Origin of the sequence: Paenibacillus senegalimassiliensis (assembly GCF_001486585.1) — a bacterium.
Taxonomy (GTDB): domain Bacteria; phylum Bacillota; class Bacilli; order Paenibacillales; family Paenibacillaceae; genus Fontibacillus; species Fontibacillus senegalimassiliensis.
Genome location: NZ_LN909041.1, coordinates 97493 through 120431, shown reverse-complemented (window position 1 = coordinate 120431; position 22939 = coordinate 97493). Strand labels below are relative to the sequence as shown.

The following is a 22939-nucleotide window of genomic DNA, read 5'->3' as shown; positions in this document are numbered from 1 at the left end:
GTGCTGTGAAGGTCTGCAAGGGACATATCGGGGGTCGCACCATGAATTATTTTGTGAATTTGACTTGGCAGGATACCATCAAGGATGTCATTGATATTCTGATTGTTACCTATATCATATATCATCTGATTTTGCTCGTACGCGGAACAAGAGCGGTGCAATTGCTCAAGGGAATCCTGGTTCTCGTCTTGATCTGGGCCGTCAGCACCTGGTTTGATCTATATACGTTAAAGTGGCTAATGAACCAAATGTTCACGTTTGGCGTATTAGCTGTCTTCATCATCTTCCAGCCTGAACTTCGGCGCGCGCTGGAGCAGCTTGGCCGAGGGAAGCTGTTTGGACGCAACACGGTAGATGAAGAGGAATTCGGGAAGGAAATCAGCGAGATTATTAAAGCCGTAAATTATTTATCCCGTAGAAAAATAGGGGCCTTAATTGTCTTTGAACGAGATACGGGGCTCAATGAATATACTGAATCCGGTATCCCGATGCAGTCGATGATTTCTTCGCAACTGCTGATTAACATTTTCATACCCAATACGCCGCTGCATGATGGAGCGGTTATTGTTCAGGGGCATAAGGTCGCCGCTGCGGCTTGCTATTTGCCTTTATCGGAGAATCCGTTCATCAGCAAGGAGCTGGGAACACGGCATCGCGCCGCTATCGGCATCAGTGAGGTAGGGGACGCGGTCTCGATCGTAGTGTCTGAGGAGACAGGGCAAATCTCCCTGGCCATCGACGGACAAGTCGTGCGAGATATCAAAGAGGAATCCTTGATATCGAAGCTGTATGAGGAGCTTGGGCCAAACTCCGGGGCGAAGGAAATTCGCGGGCCGTTCCGCAAACGGAAGGAGGCCGGCAAGAATGGATAAGTGGCTGACTCATAACAATTTTGCCAAGGTGCTCGCGCTGTTTCTCAGCATTATTTTGTGGGCGATGGTGCATTTGGATAGTGGGACCCCGGTGGATTCTACAACTTTGGCGCAACCAAAAATTATCGATAACGTTAAAATAGAAGTTACGGGATTTGACGAGGACAAGTATGTGCTCTATGATCTGGAGCCGGATAGCGTCCGGATGGAGGTCAAGGGGAAACGAATCGATCTGACCACGAATTTCTCCGATTATAAGGTAAGGCTGAACTTGGACAATGTAGGTCCGGGTACATTTACGTTGCCTTTAACCCATGAGCTGCCTCCAGGCGTACAATTGATATCAATGGACCCTTCCATCGTGAAGGTAACGATTGAGGCCAAGGAGACGCGAACGGTTCCAGTATCCATTGTGGTCAAGGGAGAGCCGGATGATGGATTGGTTGCCGGAATTCCCATCGTGGCCGGAGACGGGAACGTGGAGGTCACTTTGCCGGGAAGCGAAGTTGAGGAGCTTAGCAAGGTGCAGGGCGTTGTAGACGTCAGCGGGCTGAAGGATGCTGTAAAGGGAAAAAGTGTCAAGCTGACGGCATATGATAAGCAAGGTGATCCGATTGATAATGCAGAGATATCTCCGGCTTCCATCGATGTGGACGTCCCGATTAACAAGTTATACAAGAATGTGCCTTTGGAGGTGCGTCAGACGGGGAGTCTGCCCCATGGCTATATGCTGGAGGGGATTGAGACGGATGTAGAAGGAGTAGCCCTGTACGGGCCCAAGGAGGCTCTTGAGAGCATCTCTTCTTATCCGGTGACGGTGGACTTAAGCCGCGCCGATAGCAACTCGGCCCGCACCCAGTTCACGGTGGACTTGACTCCGCCGGAAGGTTTTGAGAAAATCGAGCCGGGTTCCGTAACAATTACGTTGGACGTAGTGCCTGCTGCCGAGCAGCAAATCGAAGGAGTCCCGGTGAGTCTCCTTAACTTGAATTCTTTATATGACGTCAAATGGGTCAGGCCAGCGGACCACAAGCTGACCCTGACCCTTTCGGGTACACTTGAGGCATTGGACAAATTAAAGCTGGAGGACATTCATCTGACGGCTGATCTGTCACCCTTGGGCATGGGCACACATACCATTCCTGTAGAGGTGACGTTGCCTGCTCATGTCAAGATGGCTGATTCAGCTCTCACCCTAACGGTTGAAGTGGAACTGACTGAGAAAGGAAGCCCCACTACGGGAGCGCCCGAAGACCCGCCAGATTCGTCCGCGAACGGGCAGCCTTCTTCGGGAAATGAGCCTGCAGCCTCGGAAGAGGATCAGGAGCAGGTGCCAGATAATGCTTCTCCTTCAGGCAATGGAACGTAAGAGCACGGGGAATGACCGAATGACCGTGGAGAATAGAACCAACAAAACAATGAATGAACAGTTGAACAATTAGGGTCCAGTGAGCTTGCGATCCTTGCAAAATGTTGAAGGAGTGAAATTATGGGGAAGTATTTTGGAACAGATGGAGTAAGGGGCATCGCTAATCAGGAATTGACGGCAGAATTGGCTTATCAAATCGGGCGTTGCGGAGGTTATGTACTGACCGGCCAGGCCCATAAGCCAAAGGTTGTCATCGGGATGGACACACGCATTTCAGGCTTGATGCTTGAATCATCACTAATTGCAGGGATGTTGTCGATCGGTGCGGACGTCATTCGGTTAGGGGTTGTTTCTACACCGGCTGTTGCTTATTTAACACGCTTGTTGCAAGCGGATGCCGGGGTCATGATCTCAGCTTCCCATAACCCCGTCGAGGATAACGGGATCAAATTCTTCGGAAGCGACGGATTCAAATTGTCCGACGAAACAGAGTTGGAGATCGAAGCATTACTGGATAAGGATACGGATGAGTTGCCACGTCCTATCGGCGGAGGCCTAGGCACCGTAACCGTGGATAACGATTCGAAGCTGAAATACTTAGAACATTTGAAGACGACGATCAGCTCTTCTTTCCAAGGGTTGAAGGTCGTATTAGATTGCGCCAATGGTGCTGCCTATGAGCTGGCACCCAAGCTGTTCCGTGAACTGGGGGCGGAGGTACACACGCTGGCCGCAGAGCCCAACGGTCTAAACATTAATGACCACTGTGGTTCTACGCATCCTGAGCATTTGAAGGAAGAAGTTGTACGCTTGGGGGCACATTTGGGGCTTGCCTTTGACGGTGACGCTGATCGCTTGATCGCTATTGACGAGCTGGGTCAAGAAGTGGATGGAGATTACATTCTGTGCATTTGCGGCGATGCTATGAAGAAGGCAGGAAAGCTCAAGGATAACACGGTGGTGTCCACGGTGATGAGTAACTTTGGCTTCTACAAGGCGACCAAGAAGCTGGATTTAAATACGCAGCAGACTGCGGTAGGCGACCGCTATGTAATGGCCGAAATGCTGCGCGGCGGGTATAACCTGGGTGGCGAGCAATCGGGTCATGTTATTTTCCTCGACTACAACACGACGGGAGATGGCATCCTCACAGCGATTCAACTGGTGGATACCCTGCTGACTTCCGGCAAGTCACTGAGCGAGCTTAAGCAGATCATGAAGCAATATCCGCAGGTGCTGGTTAACGTACGTGTACAGGATAAGAGCAAATACGAAGGCAATACTGCGATTGGCGCTGCTGTGGCTGAGGTGGAGCGTACATTAGGTGATAATGGTCGGGTGCTGGTTCGTCCGTCCGGTACGGAGTCTCTGATTCGTGTCATGGCCGAAGGGCCGGAGAAGAACGAACTGGAGAAGCTGGTGGCTCAGATCGTCGGCGTTGTGGAGAAGGAACTCGTTTAAGCTTGGCGTCATGCTATCATCACGATTATTATACCTTAACCGCTGTTCTTGGAGCCTGGCTTCGGAACGGCGGTTTTTCATTGTGATGCCGGGTGTTTTTGTGGGATGATCAGGACGGGCCCAAGCAATCGGGACAAGTTGATCATTGCCAAAACGAGTGAAGGTGCATATAATTAAGCATATTCGAGAAAAGAAAGCGAGGGTCGTGAGGTCACTTGGAAAGTTAAGCGCCAGAGCTTCAGCGTGTGCGCATATGAATCTGAAGATTTATTTTGTGAGTAAGGGATCATACTCATCGTCATGGCAAGGGCGGCAGGCCAGCTTGCGAACGGTTGGGATCAATAGACCTTATGAGACGCTTCAGAGGAAGGTTGCGGCAGCTTGGAAGCTGACGAGGTGGAGGTGTTCGAAATGTTCGGCGGGGGCCTCCCGGTGTCACATCACACCGTAACTGTATGGGCAAAAGGAATGGGCGACCGTTCCCACAAACCATACGGACAGATGGAATACGATATTCATGAACTTGATGAATGTCGCGTAAGCAGACGGACGCGGGGGAGACTTCCGCGGTAGACGAAGCATCAGGATTTGTCGTGAGAGACTTGGCTGAACTCATAAAAAGCAGTTGCTTTTTGACAATTAAATATGTTCTTGTTTCGGTATATCGCGCGAGGTTTCTTTCGTGTTCACTTCTTACGGTTAACAACCATCTTGTAAGAACGAAACGGAGGAAAATATAATTATGTGTGGTATTGTTGGATATATTGGGAATCGGGATACGCAGTCGGTATTGATCGAAGGACTTAAGAAGCTGGAGTACCGTGGGTACGATTCGGCTGGCATTGCGGTGTTCACGCCAGGTGGACTGAAAATTGCCAAAGCTAAAGGCCGGTTGGCTAATTTGGAGACCAAGCTGGAGAATGCACCACTTGCCGGATCGGCTGGAATCGGTCATACTCGTTGGGCAACTCATGGCAAGCCGTCTGACGTTAATTCACATCCGCATACCGATCATACGCAGAAGTTCTCGGTGGTTCATAACGGGATTGTCGAAAACTATCTGGATCTGAAAGAAGAACTGATTGAGCAAGGGTATATTTTTGTGTCGGAAACAGATACAGAGGTTATTTCCCATCTGGTGGCTCGCGAGTATCAAGGGGATATCGTCAAGGCCGTGCAGCAAGCGATTCGCCATATGCGTGGCGCTTTTGCGCTTGGGGTATTGACCGAATACGAGCCTGAGAAGCTTGTAGCCGTCCGTCAAGCCAGCCCGTTGATTATCGGTCTTGGCGCGGGGGAGAACTTTATCGGCTCCGACATACCGGCTTTGCTTAATTACACCCGTGATGTGTACATTTTGAACGACGGCGAAATGGCCGTACTGACAAAGGATACTGTCGAATTGATGACCCTTGAGGGGAATTTTATTTCTCGGGAAATGATTCGTGTCGATTGGGATGCCGTGACGGCAGAAAAAGGCGGATATGATCATTTCATGCTCAAGGAAATCCATGAGCAGCCGCGTGCTTACCGGGACACTATGCTTGGCCGCATCGATGAGAGTGGACGTAAGGTAGTGCTGCCTGGATTTAAATTGTCCGACGAGAAGATCCGCAGCATTACGAGCATTCATGTCATTGCCTGCGGTACAGCTTATAATGCTGGCTTGGTTGGCGGAACAGCTATTGAACAGATGGTCCGCATCCCGATCATGTACGATGTGGCTTCGGAGTACCGTTACCGTTCACCACTCATTACTCCGGATACGCTGGTTATTGTGGTTAGCCAGTCGGGGGAGACGGCGGACACATTGGCAGCCTTGCGTGAAGCGCAAGCTAATGGAGCGCATGTGTTAGCCATTACCAATATGGTGGGCAGCTCGATTGCCCGTGATGCGGACGATGTCATTGCTACGCTGGCTGGCCCGGAAATTGCCGTGGCTTCCACGAAGGCATATACGTCGCAATTGATTGCCTTCTATCTGCTGGGGCTCTACATGAGCCAAGTACGTGGCACCAAATCCGAGGATGAAGTGGCGCATGTGCTTGCGGCCATGCATGCTCTGCCAGAGCAGGTGGAGAGCATACTGGCTCAGTCCGATACCATTAAGGCCTATGCGGAGCAGATCGCCAAGCATGAGCATTTGTTCTTTATCGGTCGCGGGATCGACTATGCAGTCGTGCAAGAAGGCTCGCTCAAGCTGAAGGAGATCTCCTATATTCATTCGGAAGCCTATGCTGCCGGAGAATTGAAGCACGGCACCTTGGCATTGATCGAGGACGGCGTGCCAGTCATCGCCTTGGCAACGCAGGACAGCGTGCTGGAGAAGACCGTCAGCAACATTAAGGAAGTGAAGGCGCGTGGCGGGGATGTTATGGCCTTCACCCATGAAGAACATGTTCCCAGCCTTTTGAAGTCGGTGGACCAGGCCTTCGCCATTCCGAAGACCCTGCCAATGCTGACTCCGGCCATTTCCGTCGTCCCTCTACAATTGCTCGCCTACTACGCTTCTCTAGCCCGTGGCAACGATGTTGATAAGCCACGGAACCTGGCGAAGAGTGTGACGGTGGAGTAGGGCGGGGTTAAGGACGACACTCGTTTGTCCCATTATAAAAAAGTCGTGAACCAGTAAAAGATGTCATGAACCGAAATGCAAGATGAATGATTTTCAGTATCTAGTAGGGAGCCCGAGGGATTAATTCGTGGCTCCCTTTTTAAATGCTGAAAAACATTAAAAAGCATAAGAATTTCTCAAGGGAACCTGAGCGAGATTAAGCTGGGAAGTAGTAATTCATCTACGGAAACATTAATATACAATTGATAGTATTGAATCATTGATTTGCAATGAATACCGGATGTAAATAAGGAGGATCACAACAATGCATGAAGCGGCAGTCGCTTTTTTAGATGAGGTATGGCCTTTTTATATAGATTTATTGGAAAAGGATAAGAAGCGTATTTTTTCTACTCCGTCCCCCAGCATGCTGTATACGGGCTCACATAATTATCTGAAATTTTCATGGAGGAAGGGCAAGTTCCAATGGGCTGACGGTGCGATTGCCTTTGATTTGTACGAGCCTTTATCTTGGAGCGACAGCTCACATAAGCTGAAGCCAGAGTTCGATTATATGAGCCACTTGACGGAGGAGATACTGGCGGATGAGGTTTTTCCCGAACTTCAGACGCGAGTAGATGCTTTGTTGCAGAAAGCGCCTCTGAAGGAATGTTATTTTAGCTACGAGCTGAAGCTGGTTCTGGAGGTAGAATGGAAGCAAGGGAAATATGAGCAATCTGTGCTGCTGCGAAATGAGGCGAAGCGGGAATACGTACGTGAGCAGCTTCGGGCTTTTATTGAGCAAAAGGTGTTTTCCGATGCTCCGGCACGGCCTAAGCCTGCTGATCATTACTTTTTTGCAGACGCACTGTTGAATCTGGATTTAATTGAACAGAACGTGACGGATACGGGGGCTATCATCGACAGGGTGACGGCCAAGTATCAAGATCGAGAGCACATAGAAGAGTGGAAACGGACCTATACAACAGCCCTAAAACGATGGGCGGAGGAGCGGTTTTTGCCTATGTATTTTATCTCCACGGGCAATTATGGGATGGAGTGGGAACTTAAGCCGGAGGCGGAACGCGATAAAGTAGAACCTGAAGCAATGGATTTTTTCATCTACACTGCAATGAAAATCGGCGCGGAAGAGCGTAATATTCCCGCAGCCTATTTCAAGCTGGCCGTCCAATTGGGTTCAGAGCGAGCGGAGCAGTATTTGAAGATGGGCAGTGAACTTGTTGAGCATGAACGGAGAAGTGAATTGTTGCATGCTCAGGCCAACGATATCTTAATGGAGATTGAGCTTCGCATTTTATCCGAGGAGGAGGAAGCCTACCGTCAGTCGCTTGAATACATATCGGACTTGTTGCGGCAGGGGTTTCCTTGTGAGTACAATCTGAAATTAAAAAATAAGATCAAAAATTTTCTGCCGATTAAAGGGTTGGCCAAGTCTCAGCTCCATCGTTTTTTTGCAGCATGTCTTCAATATCCGGCTTTGCACCCGAGCTTGGCTCAGTATGCGGAGTTGGCCATGAAGCCCTACGCATGGTATGGCGATGTGGAGGCTGGAGAAAAATCCGCTATGCCGGGCACTTATGCAGTGCTTGGTCTGGGTTTATGCAGCAAAGACTATTTTCCGCTTTTACAGCGCTATATGGAGCAGGTAGATGAAGAGCATCAGATGGCTCATCATTATTATTTGGAGGCCTTTCTGGAGGCGCATGGGGCGGTGCCAGAATGGATGCCTGTCATGGTGTCTATTCTTGCTAGCGTAACAGATTCGGCCAAGCCGTCAAAGCTGAATTGGGTGAACACGCCGCAATTAGCGGTCGCTCTACAAAACGAACTGACACAGCTTGAGCCGTACGAGAGAGAAAAGATACTGTATCTGATATTCGGCAGCTCAGGCAAGTTAAAGAAGACGATAAAAGCTACCGAAGAGCCATTAAAACAAGCCTTGGAGGCGCTCCTGCCGCTTTACATGTAAGCTCAGCATATCGAATAGAAGTTCTGTTTGTGTCATGGTTCGGGATTTGTTCATCTGAATATCATTAAATAAAAAGACATTTCCGCGAGCCTAAGGCGGAAATATCCTTTCTGGGACCTTCGGGTCCCTTTTTTATATTTTTCTGGAGTAGTATCCCATCAGTGTGAAGAACACGATCATGATGAAGAGCAGGGCGCCCATCAGGGTGAAAAAGATGTATGGGTTGAAAAAACCGGCGACCACCGTAGCTATGCCCAGCCCGATGAAGACGATGCTGATGCTCAGCGAGGCAGCATTTTGCAGAATCTGACTGCTGCGCTCGTCGTTCTCCTTAATGTACATTTGCTTCAACAGCGCCTCATTCCTGGCGGCCTTCATGTATTTCCCCAGAAACATAACTACGAACAATTCGAGGCCGAGAAAAGCACCGACCTGAAAGCCCTGGATAAAGCTCGGCAGCTCAGGTAGCCGGTCACGGTAAAACATAAACCCCAGGTACAGCAGCAGCGTGCCCCCGGCCACCAGAGACAGACTGTTTGCGCGTTTCTTAAGCTTGTTCTTATAATTTTCCATTACAATTCCTCCAATTCGCTAAAATCAAACACTTCTTCAATCGTTAATCCGAAATACTTGGCGATCTTGTACGCAAGAATCAGGGAGGCGGTGTACTTTCCGACTTCAAGTGAAGTGATAGTCTGCCTTGTAACACCGACCGCCAGTCCTAGCTCTTCCTGAGACAATTTGTGCTGCTTGCGCAGCTCCGCGATTTTGGTTTTCAAAGGATCAACTCCTTGCAATGTTTGCTTTGCATGTTTAGTATAGTTTGCTTTGCATATTATGTCAAGCTTACTTTGCAAATAAGGTATAGTTTGCTTTGCAAATTGTGGTGATGGATGAGCTGAATGGTTTTGTCGCTCAGGCTTTTAGACTGATGGGGGACGAGCGATTACACTCGGCGGGATGGGAACGAACCTCGTAACTTGCTTGCGGGGGATTTAATGAGCACAAAGGGGGAGGAATTTAATCCCCCTTCACTTCCTCAGTGCCTCCAGCATATCGTTGATATGCTGATGCATAAGCTGACGGGCTTGGTCGCTGTGGCGTTCTTCGATGGCGATGGCGATCAGGACGTGGTAGTTGGAAGCCTTGGTACGCATGTGAGGCAGCGTGTTCGTATGCTTGCGTCCTTCGGACAGGAGTGGGTAGATGGATTCCATCATACGGGACAGCACAGGCTGCCGGGCGGATTCGGCGATTAGGCGATGGAAGGCCAGGTCAGTATCCAGGAAGGGTCCGCCTTCTTCCATTTGCAGAATCATCCGCTCGGCGAGCTTTCGCAATTCCTTCACCTGATTAAGTGTAGCATGCTCTGCGCTTAAAGCCGCTAATGTAGGCTCGATCAGAATTCTCGCTTCCAGCAGCTTGACGAGTGAGATATCCCCAAGCTCCTTCAAGTTTGCCGTAGGGTCCTCTAACAATAAAGGATCATTCCTCACGTACATCCCCCGGCCGTGCTCAATACTGATGTTTCCTTGGCTTTCAAGAGTGCGCAAAGCCTCCCTAACCGTGGACACGCCAACCTCTAGCTCCTTGGATATTTGCTGTAAGGTGGGAATTCGAGACCCGGGGGGCCATTCACCGTTAATGATTTTTTCCTTAAGCTGATCTATCGTTGCTGAATACACTGTTTTTTTCATATTCATATCCCCTGTTGGTCTACTCTATTATGTTCATTTTAGCATAACGAGTTTTGTTTCTCCCTATGAAAGTAAGGATTGACATGCAAATTGAAAGATAATATCATAACCTCATAAAGATCATATCTATTTCAAATTAAAAGACGTAAAAGCTCTAAAAAAGTGCTTATATCTAATTATAGATCATATGTATATGAGAATATACTACACAACCATCATGAACATATGATCTATAAAGCTTCAGGAGGGGAAGACGATGGACGTAGTAACCTTTGGTGAATCCATGGTGCTGTTCAGCTCGGACCAGAACCTGCCACTGCAGTATATCCACCAATTCAACAAGCAAATGGCCGGGGCTGAGTCCAATGTAGCTATCGGGCTAGCCAAGTTAGGGCATCGTGTCGGGTGGTTCAGCAAGCTGGGGGATGATCCATTTGGGCATTATGTGCTTCATCAGATCAGAGGATATGGAATTGACACCTCAAGATGCCGACATACCAATGATGCTCCTACAGGCATTTACTTCAAGGAACAGCGCACTCACGGGAAGACGCAGGTCTATTATTACCGACATCATTCTGCCGCAAGCAGAATGCATCCGGATGAACTGGATGAGGCGTATTTGGCGGGCTTTAAATTTTTGCATGTAACAGGGATTACGGCTGCGCTTAGTCCTGATTGCCTGGCATTTACTCGCAAGGCTATGGCTTCAGCCCGGAAGCAAGGCTTGAAGATTGTTTTTGATCCCAATGTACGCTGGAAGCTCTGGGACAGTGAGGAAGCAGCCAAGCAAGTGTTGCTGGAGCTGGCAGGGTATGCGGACTACATTTTGCCGGGGCTGGATGAAGGTGAATTGTTGACCGGCTGTAAGCAGCCCGAGGAGATAGCTTCCGCTTTGCTAAAGCCAGGAGTAGCGGGCGTGGTTGTGAAGCTGGGTAGCGAAGGGGCGTATTATCAATCGGAGCAACAGGGCGGTTATGTGGCCCCTTTTCCAGCAGAGGAGATTGACCCTGTGGGGGCGGGAGATGCCTTTGCTGCGGGCTTTATCAGTGGACTTTTGCACGGTGATGAGCTTGAGCAGGCTGTCCGTAAGGCCAGTGCTATGGGAGCGATTGCTGTAAGCGTAAATGGAGATGTGGAGGGGCTTCCCAATGAGCAGGAATTGCTGCACATGATCCATCATCATGATGACGAAGACTACCAGAACGTAAAGCGATAGGAGTGAGGGACTATGACCAAGCAAGAGCAACTGGATCAGTTGATGAATTCCGGTATCGTCGCCGTTGTGCGAAGACCGCCAAGGGATAAGGTACAGCTTATTACGGATGCACTGGTAGCCGGCGGAGTGCAAGCCTTGGAGATCACGGTAGATTCAGAGGGCGCGTTCGAGCTTATTCCTCGCCTGAAAGAGAAATACGGCAGTCGGGTGCTGGTTGGCGCAGGGACGGTAATGAATGCAACGGTGGCGGAGCAGGCGCTGCAAGCTGGCGCGGACTTTATTTTCTCCCCCATTCTTGATGAAGCTACCATTAGAATCACTCAACAATATGGACGGATTTCCATTCCGGGCGTGATGACTCCTACCGAAATTGCCAAGGGCTATGAGTGGGGAGCCAATGTGCTAAAGATTTTCCCGGGAGCCATGTTGGGCGCTAACTATATTAAGGAAATATCAGCACCACTACAAGGAATTCCCATGATGCCCACAGGTGGTGTGACGTTACATAATGTTGGCGAGTTCATTCGAGCCGGGGCGGTTGCTGTAGGACTGGGCAGTTCTCTGCTGGACAAGAAGGCTATTGCCGAAGAGAGATACGAAGATATTACGGAGCTGGCGCAAAAATTTAAAGCAGCGATTATAAGCGCAAGAGGATAAGGAGACAATCCCATGAAAATCACCAATTTCAAAACCTTTATCGTACCCCCACGCTGGTTGTTCCTCAAAATAGAAACGGATGAAGGAATCGTTGGCTGGGGGGAGCCTGTGATTGAAGGCAAGGCCCATACGGTTCAAGCGGCGGTTGACGAATTAATGGACTTCCTTATTGGCAAAGATCCGCTGCGCATCGAAGATCATTGGCAGGTGATGTACCGTGGAGGCTTTTATCGTGGGGGCCCAATTCTAATGAGTGCAATTGCAGGAATTGATCAGGCTTTATGGGATATCAAAGGAAAATACTTCAATGCGCCTGTATATCAACTGCTCGGCGGGGCTTGCAGGGACACGATTCGCGTGTATTCCTGGATCGGTGGCGATCGGCCGAGTGAGGTGGGATTAGCTGCCCTGGAGAAGAAAAGCGCTGGCTTCACCGCCATTAAAATGAACGCTTGCGAAGAAATGCAGTATATTGATACGCATGACAAGGTGGATAAGGTGGTAGAGCGAGTGGCGGCCATCCGCAGCGCGGTGGGGCCGGATCTCGGCATTGGCGTGGATTTTCATGGACGTATTCATAAGCCGATGGCCAAGGTCCTGGCCAAGGAGCTTGATCCGTTCCGCCTGATGTTCATTGAGGAGCCTGTGCTTCCGGAAAATAATGAAGCTCTTCGCGAAATTGCCAACCATACCAGCACGCCGATTGCTACCGGGGAAAGAATGTTCTCGCGCTGGGACTTTAAGTCCCTGCTACAGGACGGTTATGTCGATATTATTCAGCCCGACCTGTCCCATGCCGGGGGAATTACTGAATGCAAAAAAATCTTTGCCATGGCAGAAGCTTATGATGTAGGGGTGGCACCGCACTGTCCACTTGGACCCATTGCTTTGGCAGCTTGTCTCCAAGTGGATGCTACGGCACACAACGCCATCATTCAGGAGCAAAGTCTCGGCATTCACTACAACCAGGGGAATGATCTGCTAGATTACATTACCGATCCGAATGTATTTGCTTACAATGAAGGTTATGTCCAAATCCCTCAAGGACCTGGACTTGGGATTACAGTAAATGAAGAGTATGTTATCCAAATGGCTAACGAAGCGCCCCATCGCTGGAGAAATCCGGTGTGGCGTCATTGTGATGGCTCTGTGGCAGAATGGTAAGATCGTATCGCGCCCTACTCCAGTTCAATGACTACCATCTGATGATTCTCTATGCGGGGGATGCTGTAAGCAAGTTCCCCCTCTTCTTCCGTGAAAGGTAGCTCTATCATTGATGGGGCCAGATAGATGCGGCGGACACGGGCGGTGTCGTCAGGGAGACGGAGGCAGACGGAAATATCCTGTAAGGGCACGATATCTTCAATGACCTCGACTTGCCCTTTCAGTACAGGAGATGCATACAGCAAATGATTGACATATCGCTTCTCCTTCCGCTGATATTGCAGAGTCGTGATGCCGCGAGCCGGGAGGTTGGTGCTTAAGACCGGCTGCGGAAGCAGGCTCGATAAGGCGTGAAGTACGATTTCTTTCAGGATGAGATGGCCTGCGTCGGCATATTCACTGAATAGATCCCAAGCGATATAGATTCCGCTCCGGGACTCGATCATTCCGGGTCCGTTATCATTCCTGGCACTTGGAGTGTGCCGGTGCGAACTAAATGCGAAGAGATCACGGTTGAAGTAGGGATTCTCCACATGGCCCAGCACTTGTCCCTCCTGAATGTCTACAAGCTGCCCTTCACTGTACATTGCATAGGAGGTTGGCAACAGGACGCCGGGCTGGAAATGCGGATGGAAATAGGCAGGACGGTAGGTATTGGTCCCTAGCCAGCGAATCCCCATATCTAGGGCAAAAGCATCGCCAGTCATATTCAACCCTGAACGGCCGGTGACCAGCAGCTTGCCGCCTCCTGTTGTAAAGGCTTCGATTCGGGCAGCCAGCTCCGGCCATACCGGTACTTCATCTGGCAGAATCAGCACCTTGTAGGCCGTAAAATCACTCAACGTGTCTATCACGTCAAAGAGATAATGGCCTTCGGTCAAGATGCGTACCGCTCCGGCGTCGGCCAGGTTGGTGCGGTCCTTGAGCGCCTGACTATCCGGACAAGCTTCGCGCGCCGCTTCCAGAGACAGAATCGCGATGTCGGCAACCGATTCTACCCCGTCGCACCACGGTTCCTTGGCTTCCACCTCGGCATAGGCGGCACCGATCAGGGCATAGGTGGCTATATCCATCAAGCCTGAGGGATGCAGCTGATCGCCGATTGAGCATTTGGCGCCGTGGGCCAGGCTGAGTGCGGCTTCAAACCGCAGCGCATTCGGATGCTTATAGCCGCCAAATTCGCCCCAGGAGGTATGGAACTTCCCGGTCATACCAAGATACTCCATGCCCAGCGTCTGGACATAGCGCGCCGACAGTGGAAAGTGGTCATAACCCCAGCCACCGGTCGGAAGTGATTCCAGTTCTAGATGGGTATTAATATGGGCAAGATCGCGGCGTCCTCTCGTTTGGTGACCGTTATTATGGTAGAGCGGCAAACCGGGCTTAACGGCGTTAATTACCTCGCGTACGCGTTGTGTATAGTTCAGGAAGGTTTGCTCGCCCAGCGCCTCTACGGCTGCATCGTCACGGGGGTCCTGACCCGCGGCCCGCAACGTGGCCACGCAGTATTGGCAGCGACATTTGCGCGCTCCGACAATATCGAGAAATAGGCCGTCAATCTCATAGCGGGTAACGACTTCATGGATTTGTGCAAGCAGGATATCCAGATAAGGGGTATTGAAGCAGAACTCGTGATAGCCTGGCGTCATAAAATCTTTGGCCCAGCGGGTCCGTTCCTCTTCATCGCGAATCAGCCATTCGGGATGGCGGCGAGCTAGCTTCTCGTCAAGACCAGCCGATAAATAGACCGGTGTTAGGACGTCGATTTCATGGGCTGCGGCGATCATTTCCCCTAACAGGTCAAAGGCGAGATGAGGATGAGTTTCGTTGGCTTCACTGGGGTGGTACGCCCAGCCGTGATGGCATTTGGAGAAGACCGTAACGGAATCGACGTGCCCGGCCCGCAGCATATCTTGAAACTGGGATTTGGAGAATTGCGCTCCGATTTCGGGAATGGCCTCGGAGGTATGGAAGTCGAGATGAACCTGACGAAAACGCATAGATAAACAACCCCTTCAAGTTAAATAGTAAAAACCGATAGTGATAATATAGATTTTAAGCCTGACAAGCTTTAAATAACAATCAATTGTGTAGGTTAGGAGATTAATGTACACTGATGATGTATTGAGAATCATTATCAGGGGTGGGGAGTTATATGAAGGGGAACGTTCCGTATGCCGCCATACGCAGACTGATTTACTTTAAAGGCCGCTGGACCTCTTGGCCGAAACGAAGAAGCACTCGGATGCATACGCTCCTTTATATCAAGCAAGGACCGTGCTGCAACCGATAGAGGTGCCGGCCGGTATTCTCACTGCGGTAATTGGTGCGCCCTATTTCCTGTATCTGATGGTGAGCAGTCGAAGGTAGCGGGCGTGCTTCCTATGAGAAATAGAAAGCGAGCGGGCCTCCCGGAAAATGCACCACCGGGCTGCCCCTCGCTTGATTAACCTAATTATTCTGCTGGTTGTTAATTCTACTAGCTCGCTTACGGCTCAATGCCCCAAATGAGCTGCCCATTCACGTATCCGGTCACCTGCTCATGATTTTCGAACTGGCTGGCGGAAGCCTTGAAGGAATAATCATTGGTCTGGTCATAATTGGCCCAGTTGTTCTTGGAGAAGCGGGTTTGAATCTCTGCACTTTCACCAGGGTTCAAGGCTCCGGCCGAAGCGGTAAACCCAATCTCCAGCGCATAATCAGCTCCCGTGACCGGGCTTTCCAGCTTCACGAATTGTCCGTTGACGTTGGCGCTACCGATGTTGGCCCAGTCACACCAGAAGCTTTGCGGGTTGTCTCCATCAACTGTGTAGTAGTACCGAAGGGTGACATCGCTAAGTTCAATCGCTGAATCCCCTGTATTAATGATTTTGAATTTCGGGGATATCCCGTTGGTGGAGGCGCTTGTATTGCCATTGAAGGCTTGGACTGTCAAGTCTCCGGCGGGAACAGGCACGCTAGTATCCACTACACCTACGGTAAGCAGGGCATTATTTCCTCCGCTAAAAGCAAAGGTAAGCACATGCTGACCGAGCGGCAGCGTGGACAGATAGGTTTTGCTTAAGATAACAGAGGAACCGGATGTCGTATAATCTTGACCCGCTGTTAGCGTCTGGCCTCCATTTGCGATGCTGGTGAGTTGATGTCCGTTTAAGCTAAGAGATACTGCAATATCTTGCTGTAAGTTTGCTGCCTGATCAAAGGTTGCATTTACCGGTGAAATGACGGCACTAGGCGTGGAATCCACAATGCTGACTTTTAAGACGGCGTCCTTTCCCTGGTTGAAGTCAAAGAGAATGGAATGGGTACCCACCGGTAACTGAGACAAGAACTCCTTTTTCAACACAAGTGTATTTCCACTCAGTGTATAATCCTGCCCTACTTCCAGCGCCTGGCCATCTAACCGAAGCGCGGTTAACGAGTGACCGTTGAATTGAATCGTGATGGTTTGGTCACCGGGATTTGCCGTATTTCGGTCAAGCTCGATGTTACCCGGTGTAATCGATGCACTTGGAATGGGGTTGTTATTCTTGAGGTCAGGCAGCTCATCCAGCGTGATGACATAATCACTTTGGTACAGCGTAGTCAGCGTGGCCGGATAGTTAAAGGCCGAACTCATCAGGTGCTCACCGTACCAAGGACAGAAGTACAGCCAGCCAGATTTTTCCTCCGTTAAATTTTGCAGGCTTGGGACGGTATCATTTTCAGTCATGGCTACCATCTTCTTGCCGTCGGTCAAATCAACGAGCTGATAGAAGATCGAGGTGATCGCATCCTCATTAGGTACGCCCGATAGCCCGTCATGTCGGTTGTAGATCGTATTGTATTTATCATAGCCGACCAAATCTACCTGATCGTCACCCGGATACCAAGCCGGAGAAGTGCTATAGACGTAACTATTGTAAGTCCAGATCAAGTTGTGCAGGTCATAGGTCTCTGTCAACTCGGTATAGAGGAGGTCCCATAATTGCTTGTACACCTCCGCGCCAGCCGATGCCCACCAGAACCAGGCTCCTTCCCCGTTCAGGCCGCCATTGCCCTCGGCTTCATGGTAAGGGCGGAAAATGACGGGTACATCATTATCCTGCAAGATCTGAAGCTGCTGCGCCAAATCCTCAATCGTCGTCATCACATATTGGTATTCTTTCGTCCCTGGAACTACCGCATTGGCGGTGTTGAAGTTAGTCTCCGTAGGCTTGTAGGTGGCTTCCTTCCAATCCACGAAATCTCCGAGCTGATAGGTGGTGAAGTTCCGTGGCACATTGATATGCCAAGAGGCCGTAGCGATCCCGCCCCGGTTGTTCACCCAATCGATCATGCGATCGGTGGTGCCGTCCTCCCAGCCGTATAACGGGTTGTAGTTCATAAAGTCAAAGCCGCGAATAGCCGGATACTTCCCGGTTAGGTCATAAATCCAATCAAACTCCAACTCGTAATTGCCGTCATTTCCGCTTCCGTATATCTCCTGCTGGCCGGAAATAATATGATGGCCATATACCTCGGTCAAATAGTTCATCAGAATTTGCGTTTCCGGCGTAGCTTGAGCATCAGTCAAGATCGGCTGTACTTCCAATGGGTCCAGGTCAGCGAAATCCACCGTGAAGGTATCAAAATAAGCAAAGCCCCAGCCGGCCTTGAGCTCAATGGTATTGCTTCCTTGGGTCAGCTTGTGGAAGCCAAATTCATAATTCGACCACTCTGTTGTGTAGGGCAGCATATACGATCCCTTCGTCACGCCGTTCACTGCTAAATATTGCAGCCTGCCATCAGCGCTAAGCTCCTGCATATACCGGGTGGAGATGGCATACATACCGGTTTCCGGGACCGTTACGTTGAACGTAATCGTACCCGAGTTCTGCATCCAGACAAACCCGCTGCCGGAATAGCCGGGCTTGGGTTGTCCATAAATTTCGGTGGCGACTTGAAGGTCGGAAGTAAGCTGGGCGTCTTCGCCTTCAATAGTGAAAAGCGGTAGGGTGTCTGCGTAAACGGGCGCTGCCAATAGTCCGAGCAACAGGGTCCATGCGAGCGTTAGTGCACTTGCCTTTTTCAGCCAATTTTTCATCTTCACCTTTCCTTTCCATGTAAGAAATGATAAATCCTTGTTTAATCTATCAACTCATGGATGCGCTTTCATAGCCAATATAGCATGAGTACCAATTATTGTAAATATATCCATGCTGAAAATTTCCCCTTGCCTCCTCAATCCTCGTATTCTCGTATTATGGTATTCTATTGCTAAAAGTGTGAGTTCAAAAAGTCGAATCTACTCCTTGAACAACTTCGTCCTGGGAAGCCAAATTTTTGAACTACCTCTAAAAGTGAGATACAGGAGAAGCTGGCTATGGCTAATATACATGATGTTGCAAAGCGTGCGGGAGTATCGGTATCTACCGTATCAAGGGTGCTGAACGGCAATCCTTATGTATCGGAGGAGAAGCGAATCGCGGTAAAGCGGGCAATTAACGAACTGGATTATACGCCAAATCGTTTAGCCGTTGATTTGATTCGGCAGAGCACGAGAACCATCGGCGTCATCATGCCGCATAACAATAATCAGGCCTTCGATCAGATGCTGCATGGGGTGCTTAACCGGTCGGTCGAACGCCATTATTCTGTCATGGTGCTCCCTACCAACTATCAGCCCGAGAACGAGATCAGTTACTTGGATATGCTGAAGAACAAACAACTGGACGGGATCATCATTACCTCTCGCTCGAATCCTTGGGATACCATTGTTCCCTATGCCAAGTATGGCACGCTGGTAGCTTGCGAGTTCACGGATCATCCGGATATTGCTTGTGCTTACATGGACCGATATGCCTCTTATGTCGATGCTTTTCAACTGTTGAAGAGCAAGGGACATTCCCGGGTTGCTTTTACCACTGCCAGGGGGCAGGAGAGCAACAGTACGCGGCTGACGATAAGAGCTTATCAGCAAGTGTTCGGGGAGCTTGCCCCCTCTTTGCATATCAAGGATTGCTACAGCATGGCGGATGGAGCAAATGCGGCCAGGCAATGGCTACAGGCGCAGAGCAAGCCTACAGCTATTTATGCGAATGGCGATGAGGTTGCCGCAGGCATTTATCAATATGCAAGAACTGCCGGGCTGCGGGTCCCAGAGGAACTGGCAATCATCGGCCAGGAGAATCAGCCTGTCGGGGTCGCTCTGAATCTATCAACCGTCGATCATCGACTGGTGCAAGTTGGAGAGCAAGCCTTCGATCTGGTGGTTGAGAAGTCCAAGGCCAAAACTGAAATTCCTTATCAAATTATCATGCGATCATCGGTGTAGCTCTTGACCTGAAATGCATTTCATACTTTAGCATGTAAATAGACGCGCATCACCCATCATGCTAAAGGAGGAAGGCTTCGTGTATAGTACATTTATTTTTGACGTTGATGGTACTTTGATGAATACGGAGCAAGCTGTGCTGGGCTCCTTGCAGAAGCTCTTGAAGCAGAATTACGGCGTGGAAATGAGCCAGCAAGACCTGGCGTTTGTGCTTGGCATCCCTGGTTCTGTATCCCTGCGGCAGCTTGGTGTGGATTACATTGAGGTGGCTAATAAGAAGTGGAATGCACTCATGCAGCGGGAATATCGCCATATGATTCATGTGTATGAAGGAATTCAGCCCCTGCTTGTTGATTTGAAAGAGCAATCGGTGGTGACCGGGGTAGTCACGTCCAAGACCTATCAGGAGTTTCTGGATGACTTTATTCCGTTTGGCCTTGTTTATGATCTGACCTATGCTATATGTGCCGACGATACTGAACTGCATAAGCCCCATCCGGAGCCCCTGCTCAAATTCCTTGAAATGTCCGGGGCCAAGGCTGAAACATCGATCTATATTGGAGACACCATTTATGATTCCGAATGTGCCAGAGAGGCGGGAGTCGATTTTGGATTAGCCTTATGGGGGTGCAGACAACCTGAAGCGATTCCGGCAAAATATAAGTTTGAACACCCGCGCGATATTCTCGCCTTATTAAATCCGCAATAGCGGTCTCCAGCCATCTTAATCCCTGGGCACCTCCCCATAACCTGACGCATATTGTAAGGTGATAGCAGTCTAGGCGAAGGGTAGAGAAAGGAAGGGTAAGCATGGCAGGGAAAATATTAAGGTACTTCGGTGGCGGGAATACGGCACGAGGCTTCCATAACTTGTTTGAGTCGAACTTTCAGGGACTCCGGCGATTATTTATTTTGAAAGGTGGCCCGGGAACGGGGAAATCCTCCTTAATGAAGGCGATCGGCTCGGAATGGTCGGAACAAGGTCTCGATATCGAGTATATTCATTGCTCGTCAGATCGGGATTCCATCGATGCGGTAATCATCCCCGCTCTGAAGGCCGGGATTGTTGATGGTACGGCGCCGCATGTGTTCGAGCCCAAAGCACCGGGTGCGGTAGAGGAATATGTGAATCTCGGGATGGCCTGGCATTCACGGCAATTGGCTGCTCAGCGGGCAACGATTGAACGATTGAACCAACAGATAACCGATGCTTATCAGGCGGCCTATGGCCATTTTGCCGATGCACTCCAAATTCATGATGAGTGGGAAGAAATCTACTTCGGACAGATGGATTTTGAGAAGGCAAATGCATGGACGGAGGAGCTTCTGCATCGCCTCTTCCAAGAGAAGAAGCAGTCCGGCAGGGCCGAGGTCAAGCATCGCTTCTTGGGTGCAGCGACACCAACAGGGGCGGTTGATTTTGTACCTAATTTAACGGAGGGCTTGGCCAAACGCTATTTCCTCAAAGGGCGCGCAGGCACGGGGAAATCCACGATTCTCAAGAAAGTGGCCGAAGCAGCGGAGCAGCGGGGCTACGATATCGAAGTCTATCATTGCGGCTTTGATCCGTATAGCCTGGATATGGTCATTGTTCGCGATCTGGATTTTGCTATCTTTGACAGTACGGCACCGCATGAATACCATCCCGAACGGGCTGGTGATGAAATCCTTGATACCTACAGCGTATTTGTTGCGCCGGGTACTGACGAGCGCTTTGCCGCAGAGATCGCGCAGGTGGGTGTACAATATAAGGCCAAGATGCAGCAGGGAATTTCCTCTCTGGCCGAAGCCAAACGGCATCGTGATCAGCTAGAAGAGATCTACGTTGCAGCCATGGATTTTACCATTGTGGATGAATTCAGAGATGGCATTCGTGCAGAACTTATGACCCTGGTGAGGTGATATCGGCAATCCGCATCCGCCCCCAGTCATACATGAGCTCCAGAATTGGCATTAAGGTCTGCCCAAGGTGGGTCAATGAATATTCCACCTTGGGCGGAACCTCGGGATACACCTCGCGGTGAATAATACCATCATCCATCATTTCCTTAAGCTGGCTGGTTAGCATTTTATGCGTGATTTTCGGCAATAAACGCTGGAGCTCGCTGAACCGCTGCGGTCCCTCCTTATCCAGATGCCACAAAATGATCAACTTCCACTTTCCTCCGATGACTGACAGCGTTAATTCCTTTTCGCAGTTATAATCACCACTTTTCAGCTTATCCATAATTTCTTTTCGCAAATCGGACAACTCAAATCCCTCCTACAGCACAAAAGTTACTTTTAAGTTACTACCGTACAAAAAAGTGCATTCTTCATTCCTGGCTATATCTCGCTTAGTATTTAATTACAGGCAGGTTACTCATTCAGTCATTCATGCATCATTATACCAGCATACCAGACCAGCACGAGATGCAGCAAAAGCCCGGCCTGCCAAATCAAGCGAATGAGGAGTGGAAGATAAATGGAACTACAGTTAGCATTGGACTTGGTGAATATCCCAGAGGCAAAAGAATTGATTAAAGAGGTAGAAGCACATATTGATATCGTGGAGATTGGCACACCCGTCGTAATCAACGAGGGGCTGAGAGCGGTCAAGGAAATCAAGGATACTTTCCCACATTTGAAGGTGCTGGCCGATCTTAAGGTAATGGATGCCGCTGGATATGAAGTAATGAAGGCTTCGGAGGCGGGAGCGGATATTGTGACGATCCTGGCTGTAGCCGAGGATGAGACAATTAAGGGTGCAGTAGAGGAAGCTCGCAAGCAGAACAGACAAATCCTTGTTGATATGATCGGTGTAAAAGACATCGCGGCGCGTGCGGAGGAATTGGATTTCTTTGGAGTAGACTATATTTGCGTACACACAGGTTATGATTTGCAGGCCGTCGGTAAAAATTCCTTTGAGGACCTGAATACGATCAAGCGTGTGGTGAAGCAGGCCAAGGTTGCCGTTGCAGGGGGAATCAAGCTCGCTACCTTGCCAGAAGTTATTCAGGCGCAGCCGGACCTTGTCATTGTAGGCGGCGGTATTACCGGCACGGAAGACAAACGGACGACAGCCGCAGAAATGCAGCGTCTGATTCGCCAAGGTTAACCTTATGCTGACAAGCCAATACTCAGCCACTATATCAGGGGAGCTTACGCAAGCAGTGAAAGGTATCCCCGAAAATGAGACCGCAAAGCTTGTGGAACGGATACTGCAGGCGGGACAAATTTTCGTTGCCGGGGCGGGACGGTCCGGTCTGATGATGCGGGCATTTGCCATGCGACTGGCCCAGCTTGGACTCCGAGCATATGTCGTTGGAGAGACGGTTACGCCGGGTATGGGACCGGAGGACGTGCTCATTATCGGTTCCGGTTCTGGCGAGACGCGCAGTCTTGTTCCGGTGGCGGAGAAGGCCGCAGCCCTGGGCGGGGCGGTTGTTCTGGTCACTCTCACGCCAGAGTCAACGATCGGCCGTCTATCTGTGCTGACGGTCAAGTTACCGGGCTCGGTCAAGGACCGGGCAGGTCAGCCCTACCCAACTATCCAGCCAATGGGTGCCTTGTTCGAGCAGACGTTGCTCCTCTTCGGCGATGCCGTGGTGTTACGGCTGATGGAGCTAAGACAAGACAATACGGCTACGATGTATGGAAGGCACGCGAACCTGGAATAGAA

The 22939-nt window shown here is 50.0% G+C and carries 21 protein-coding genes; 15 read left to right on the top strand and 6 right to left on the bottom strand.

What is annotated here, in order from left to right; translation table 11 throughout:
- The first annotated feature begins 41 nt into the window (after window positions 1-41).
- The 6 genes from cdaA to BN3279_RS02230 all read left to right on the top strand — a co-directional run bounded on the left by cdaA (window position 42) and on the right by BN3279_RS02230 (window position 8246).
- Window positions 42-872 (top strand): diadenylate cyclase CdaA, encoded by an 831-nt coding sequence (gene cdaA / locus BN3279_RS02255; protein ID WP_059049033.1) that lies wholly within the window; start codon window positions 42-44, stop codon window positions 870-872.
- Window positions 865-2241, top strand: coding sequence for a CdaR family protein (locus BN3279_RS02250; protein WP_059049032.1), 1377 nt, complete (start codon window positions 865-867; stop codon window positions 2239-2241). The genes cdaA and BN3279_RS02250 overlap by 8 nt, the downstream gene beginning before the upstream one ends.
- Before the next feature lie 120 nt (window positions 2242-2361).
- The gene (gene glmM, locus BN3279_RS02245; RefSeq protein ID WP_059049031.1) at window positions 2362-3702 is read left to right on the top strand and encodes a phosphoglucosamine mutase; all 1341 of its coding nucleotides are present in this window, start codon (window positions 2362-2364) and stop codon (window positions 3700-3702) included.
- A 381-nt stretch (window positions 3703-4083) separates the two neighbouring features.
- The gene (locus BN3279_RS02240) at window positions 4084-4275 is read left to right on the top strand and encodes a hypothetical protein (RefSeq protein WP_059049030.1); all 192 of its coding nucleotides are present in this window, start codon (window positions 4084-4086) and stop codon (window positions 4273-4275) included.
- Window positions 4276-4444: 169 nt separating this feature from the next.
- Window positions 4445-6277, top strand: a complete 1833-nt coding sequence (gene glmS, locus BN3279_RS02235) for a glutamine--fructose-6-phosphate transaminase (isomerizing) (RefSeq protein WP_059049029.1) — start codon at window positions 4445-4447, stop codon at window positions 6275-6277.
- A 304-nt stretch (window positions 6278-6581) separates the two neighbouring features.
- Window positions 6582-8246: a DUF6138 family protein gene (locus tag BN3279_RS02230; protein ID WP_059049028.1), complete on the top strand. Its 1665-nt coding sequence runs from the start codon at window positions 6582-6584 to the stop codon at window positions 8244-8246.
- A 132-nt stretch (window positions 8247-8378) separates the two neighbouring features.
- On the opposite strand, the gene BN3279_RS02225 is transcribed toward BN3279_RS02230, so the two are convergent.
- From BN3279_RS02225 to BN3279_RS02215, 3 genes are all read right to left on the bottom strand, one after another.
- Window positions 8379-8819: a DUF2178 domain-containing protein gene (locus tag BN3279_RS02225; RefSeq protein WP_059049027.1), complete on the bottom strand. Its 441-nt coding sequence runs from the start codon at window positions 8817-8819 to the stop codon at window positions 8379-8381.
- Window positions 8819-9025, bottom strand: coding sequence for a helix-turn-helix transcriptional regulator (locus BN3279_RS02220; RefSeq protein ID WP_059049026.1), 207 nt, complete (start codon window positions 9023-9025; stop codon window positions 8819-8821). Before BN3279_RS02220 ends, BN3279_RS02225 begins: the two co-directional genes overlap by 1 nt.
- A gap of 252 nt (window positions 9026-9277) precedes the next feature.
- Window positions 9278-9943: a FadR/GntR family transcriptional regulator gene (locus BN3279_RS02215; protein ID WP_059049025.1), complete on the bottom strand. Its 666-nt coding sequence runs from the start codon at window positions 9941-9943 to the stop codon at window positions 9278-9280.
- A gap of 256 nt (window positions 9944-10199) precedes the next feature.
- On the opposite strand from BN3279_RS02215, the gene BN3279_RS02210 reads away from it, so the two are divergent.
- From BN3279_RS02210 to dgoD, 3 genes are read left to right on the top strand one after another with little or no spacing between them, the layout of a single operon-like run.
- Window positions 10200-11162, top strand: coding sequence for a sugar kinase (locus BN3279_RS02210; RefSeq protein ID WP_059049024.1), 963 nt, complete (start codon window positions 10200-10202; stop codon window positions 11160-11162).
- A 12-nt stretch (window positions 11163-11174) separates the two neighbouring features.
- Complete coding sequence (locus BN3279_RS02205) at window positions 11175-11819, top strand: bifunctional 4-hydroxy-2-oxoglutarate aldolase/2-dehydro-3-deoxy-phosphogluconate aldolase (protein ID WP_059049023.1); 645 nt, start codon at window positions 11175-11177, stop codon at window positions 11817-11819.
- Between the two features lie 12 nt (window positions 11820-11831).
- A complete protein-coding gene (gene dgoD, locus BN3279_RS02200; RefSeq protein WP_059049022.1) occupies window positions 11832-12983 on the top strand; it encodes a galactonate dehydratase in 1152 nt (383 codons plus the stop codon).
- Between the two features lie 14 nt (window positions 12984-12997).
- On the opposite strand, the gene BN3279_RS02195 is transcribed toward dgoD, so the two are convergent.
- Window positions 12998-14983 carry an alpha-amylase family protein gene (locus BN3279_RS02195; RefSeq protein ID WP_059049021.1) on the bottom strand — a complete coding sequence of 662 codons (1986 nt, stop codon included), beginning with the start codon at window positions 14981-14983 and terminating at the stop codon, window positions 12998-13000.
- A 277-nt stretch (window positions 14984-15260) separates the two neighbouring features.
- On the opposite strand from BN3279_RS02195, the gene BN3279_RS24135 reads away from it, so the two are divergent.
- On the top strand, window positions 15261-15353 hold the full coding sequence (locus tag BN3279_RS24135) for an iron chelate uptake ABC transporter family permease subunit (protein WP_392396821.1): 93 nt from the start codon (window positions 15261-15263) through the stop codon (window positions 15351-15353).
- Between the two features lie 118 nt (window positions 15354-15471).
- On the opposite strand, the gene BN3279_RS02190 is transcribed toward BN3279_RS24135, so the two are convergent.
- The gene (locus BN3279_RS02190; RefSeq protein ID WP_059049020.1) at window positions 15472-18048 is read right to left on the bottom strand and encodes a glycosyl hydrolase; all 2577 of its coding nucleotides are present in this window, start codon (window positions 18046-18048) and stop codon (window positions 15472-15474) included.
- Window positions 18049-18327: 279 nt separating this feature from the next.
- Here BN3279_RS02190 and BN3279_RS02185 point away from each other — a divergent pair, with 279 nt between their 5' ends.
- From BN3279_RS02185 to BN3279_RS02175, 3 genes are all read left to right on the top strand, one after another.
- Complete coding sequence (locus BN3279_RS02185; protein WP_059049019.1) at window positions 18328-19278, top strand: LacI family DNA-binding transcriptional regulator; 951 nt, start codon at window positions 18328-18330, stop codon at window positions 19276-19278.
- A 79-nt stretch (window positions 19279-19357) separates the two neighbouring features.
- Window positions 19358-19987: an HAD family hydrolase gene (locus tag BN3279_RS02180; RefSeq protein ID WP_059049018.1), complete on the top strand. Its 630-nt coding sequence runs from the start codon at window positions 19358-19360 to the stop codon at window positions 19985-19987.
- Window positions 19988-20088: 101 nt separating this feature from the next.
- Complete coding sequence (locus BN3279_RS02175; protein WP_059049017.1) at window positions 20089-21180, top strand: PRK06851 family protein; 1092 nt, start codon at window positions 20089-20091, stop codon at window positions 21178-21180.
- Here BN3279_RS02175 and BN3279_RS02170 read toward each other — a convergent pair.
- Entirely contained in the window at window positions 21161-21529 is a 369-nt protein-coding gene (locus tag BN3279_RS02170) for a winged helix-turn-helix transcriptional regulator (protein ID WP_059049016.1), read from the bottom strand. The genes BN3279_RS02175 and BN3279_RS02170 overlap by 20 nt on opposite strands.
- Before the next feature lie 213 nt (window positions 21530-21742).
- On the opposite strand from BN3279_RS02170, the gene hxlA reads away from it, so the two are divergent.
- Window positions 21743-22375 (top strand): 3-hexulose-6-phosphate synthase, encoded by a 633-nt coding sequence (gene hxlA / locus BN3279_RS02165; protein ID WP_059049015.1) that lies wholly within the window; start codon window positions 21743-21745, stop codon window positions 22373-22375.
- A gap of 4 nt (window positions 22376-22379) precedes the next feature.
- Complete coding sequence (hxlB, locus tag BN3279_RS02160; protein WP_059049014.1) at window positions 22380-22937, top strand: 6-phospho-3-hexuloisomerase; 558 nt, start codon at window positions 22380-22382, stop codon at window positions 22935-22937.
- Window positions 22938-22939: the final 2 nt, after the last annotated feature.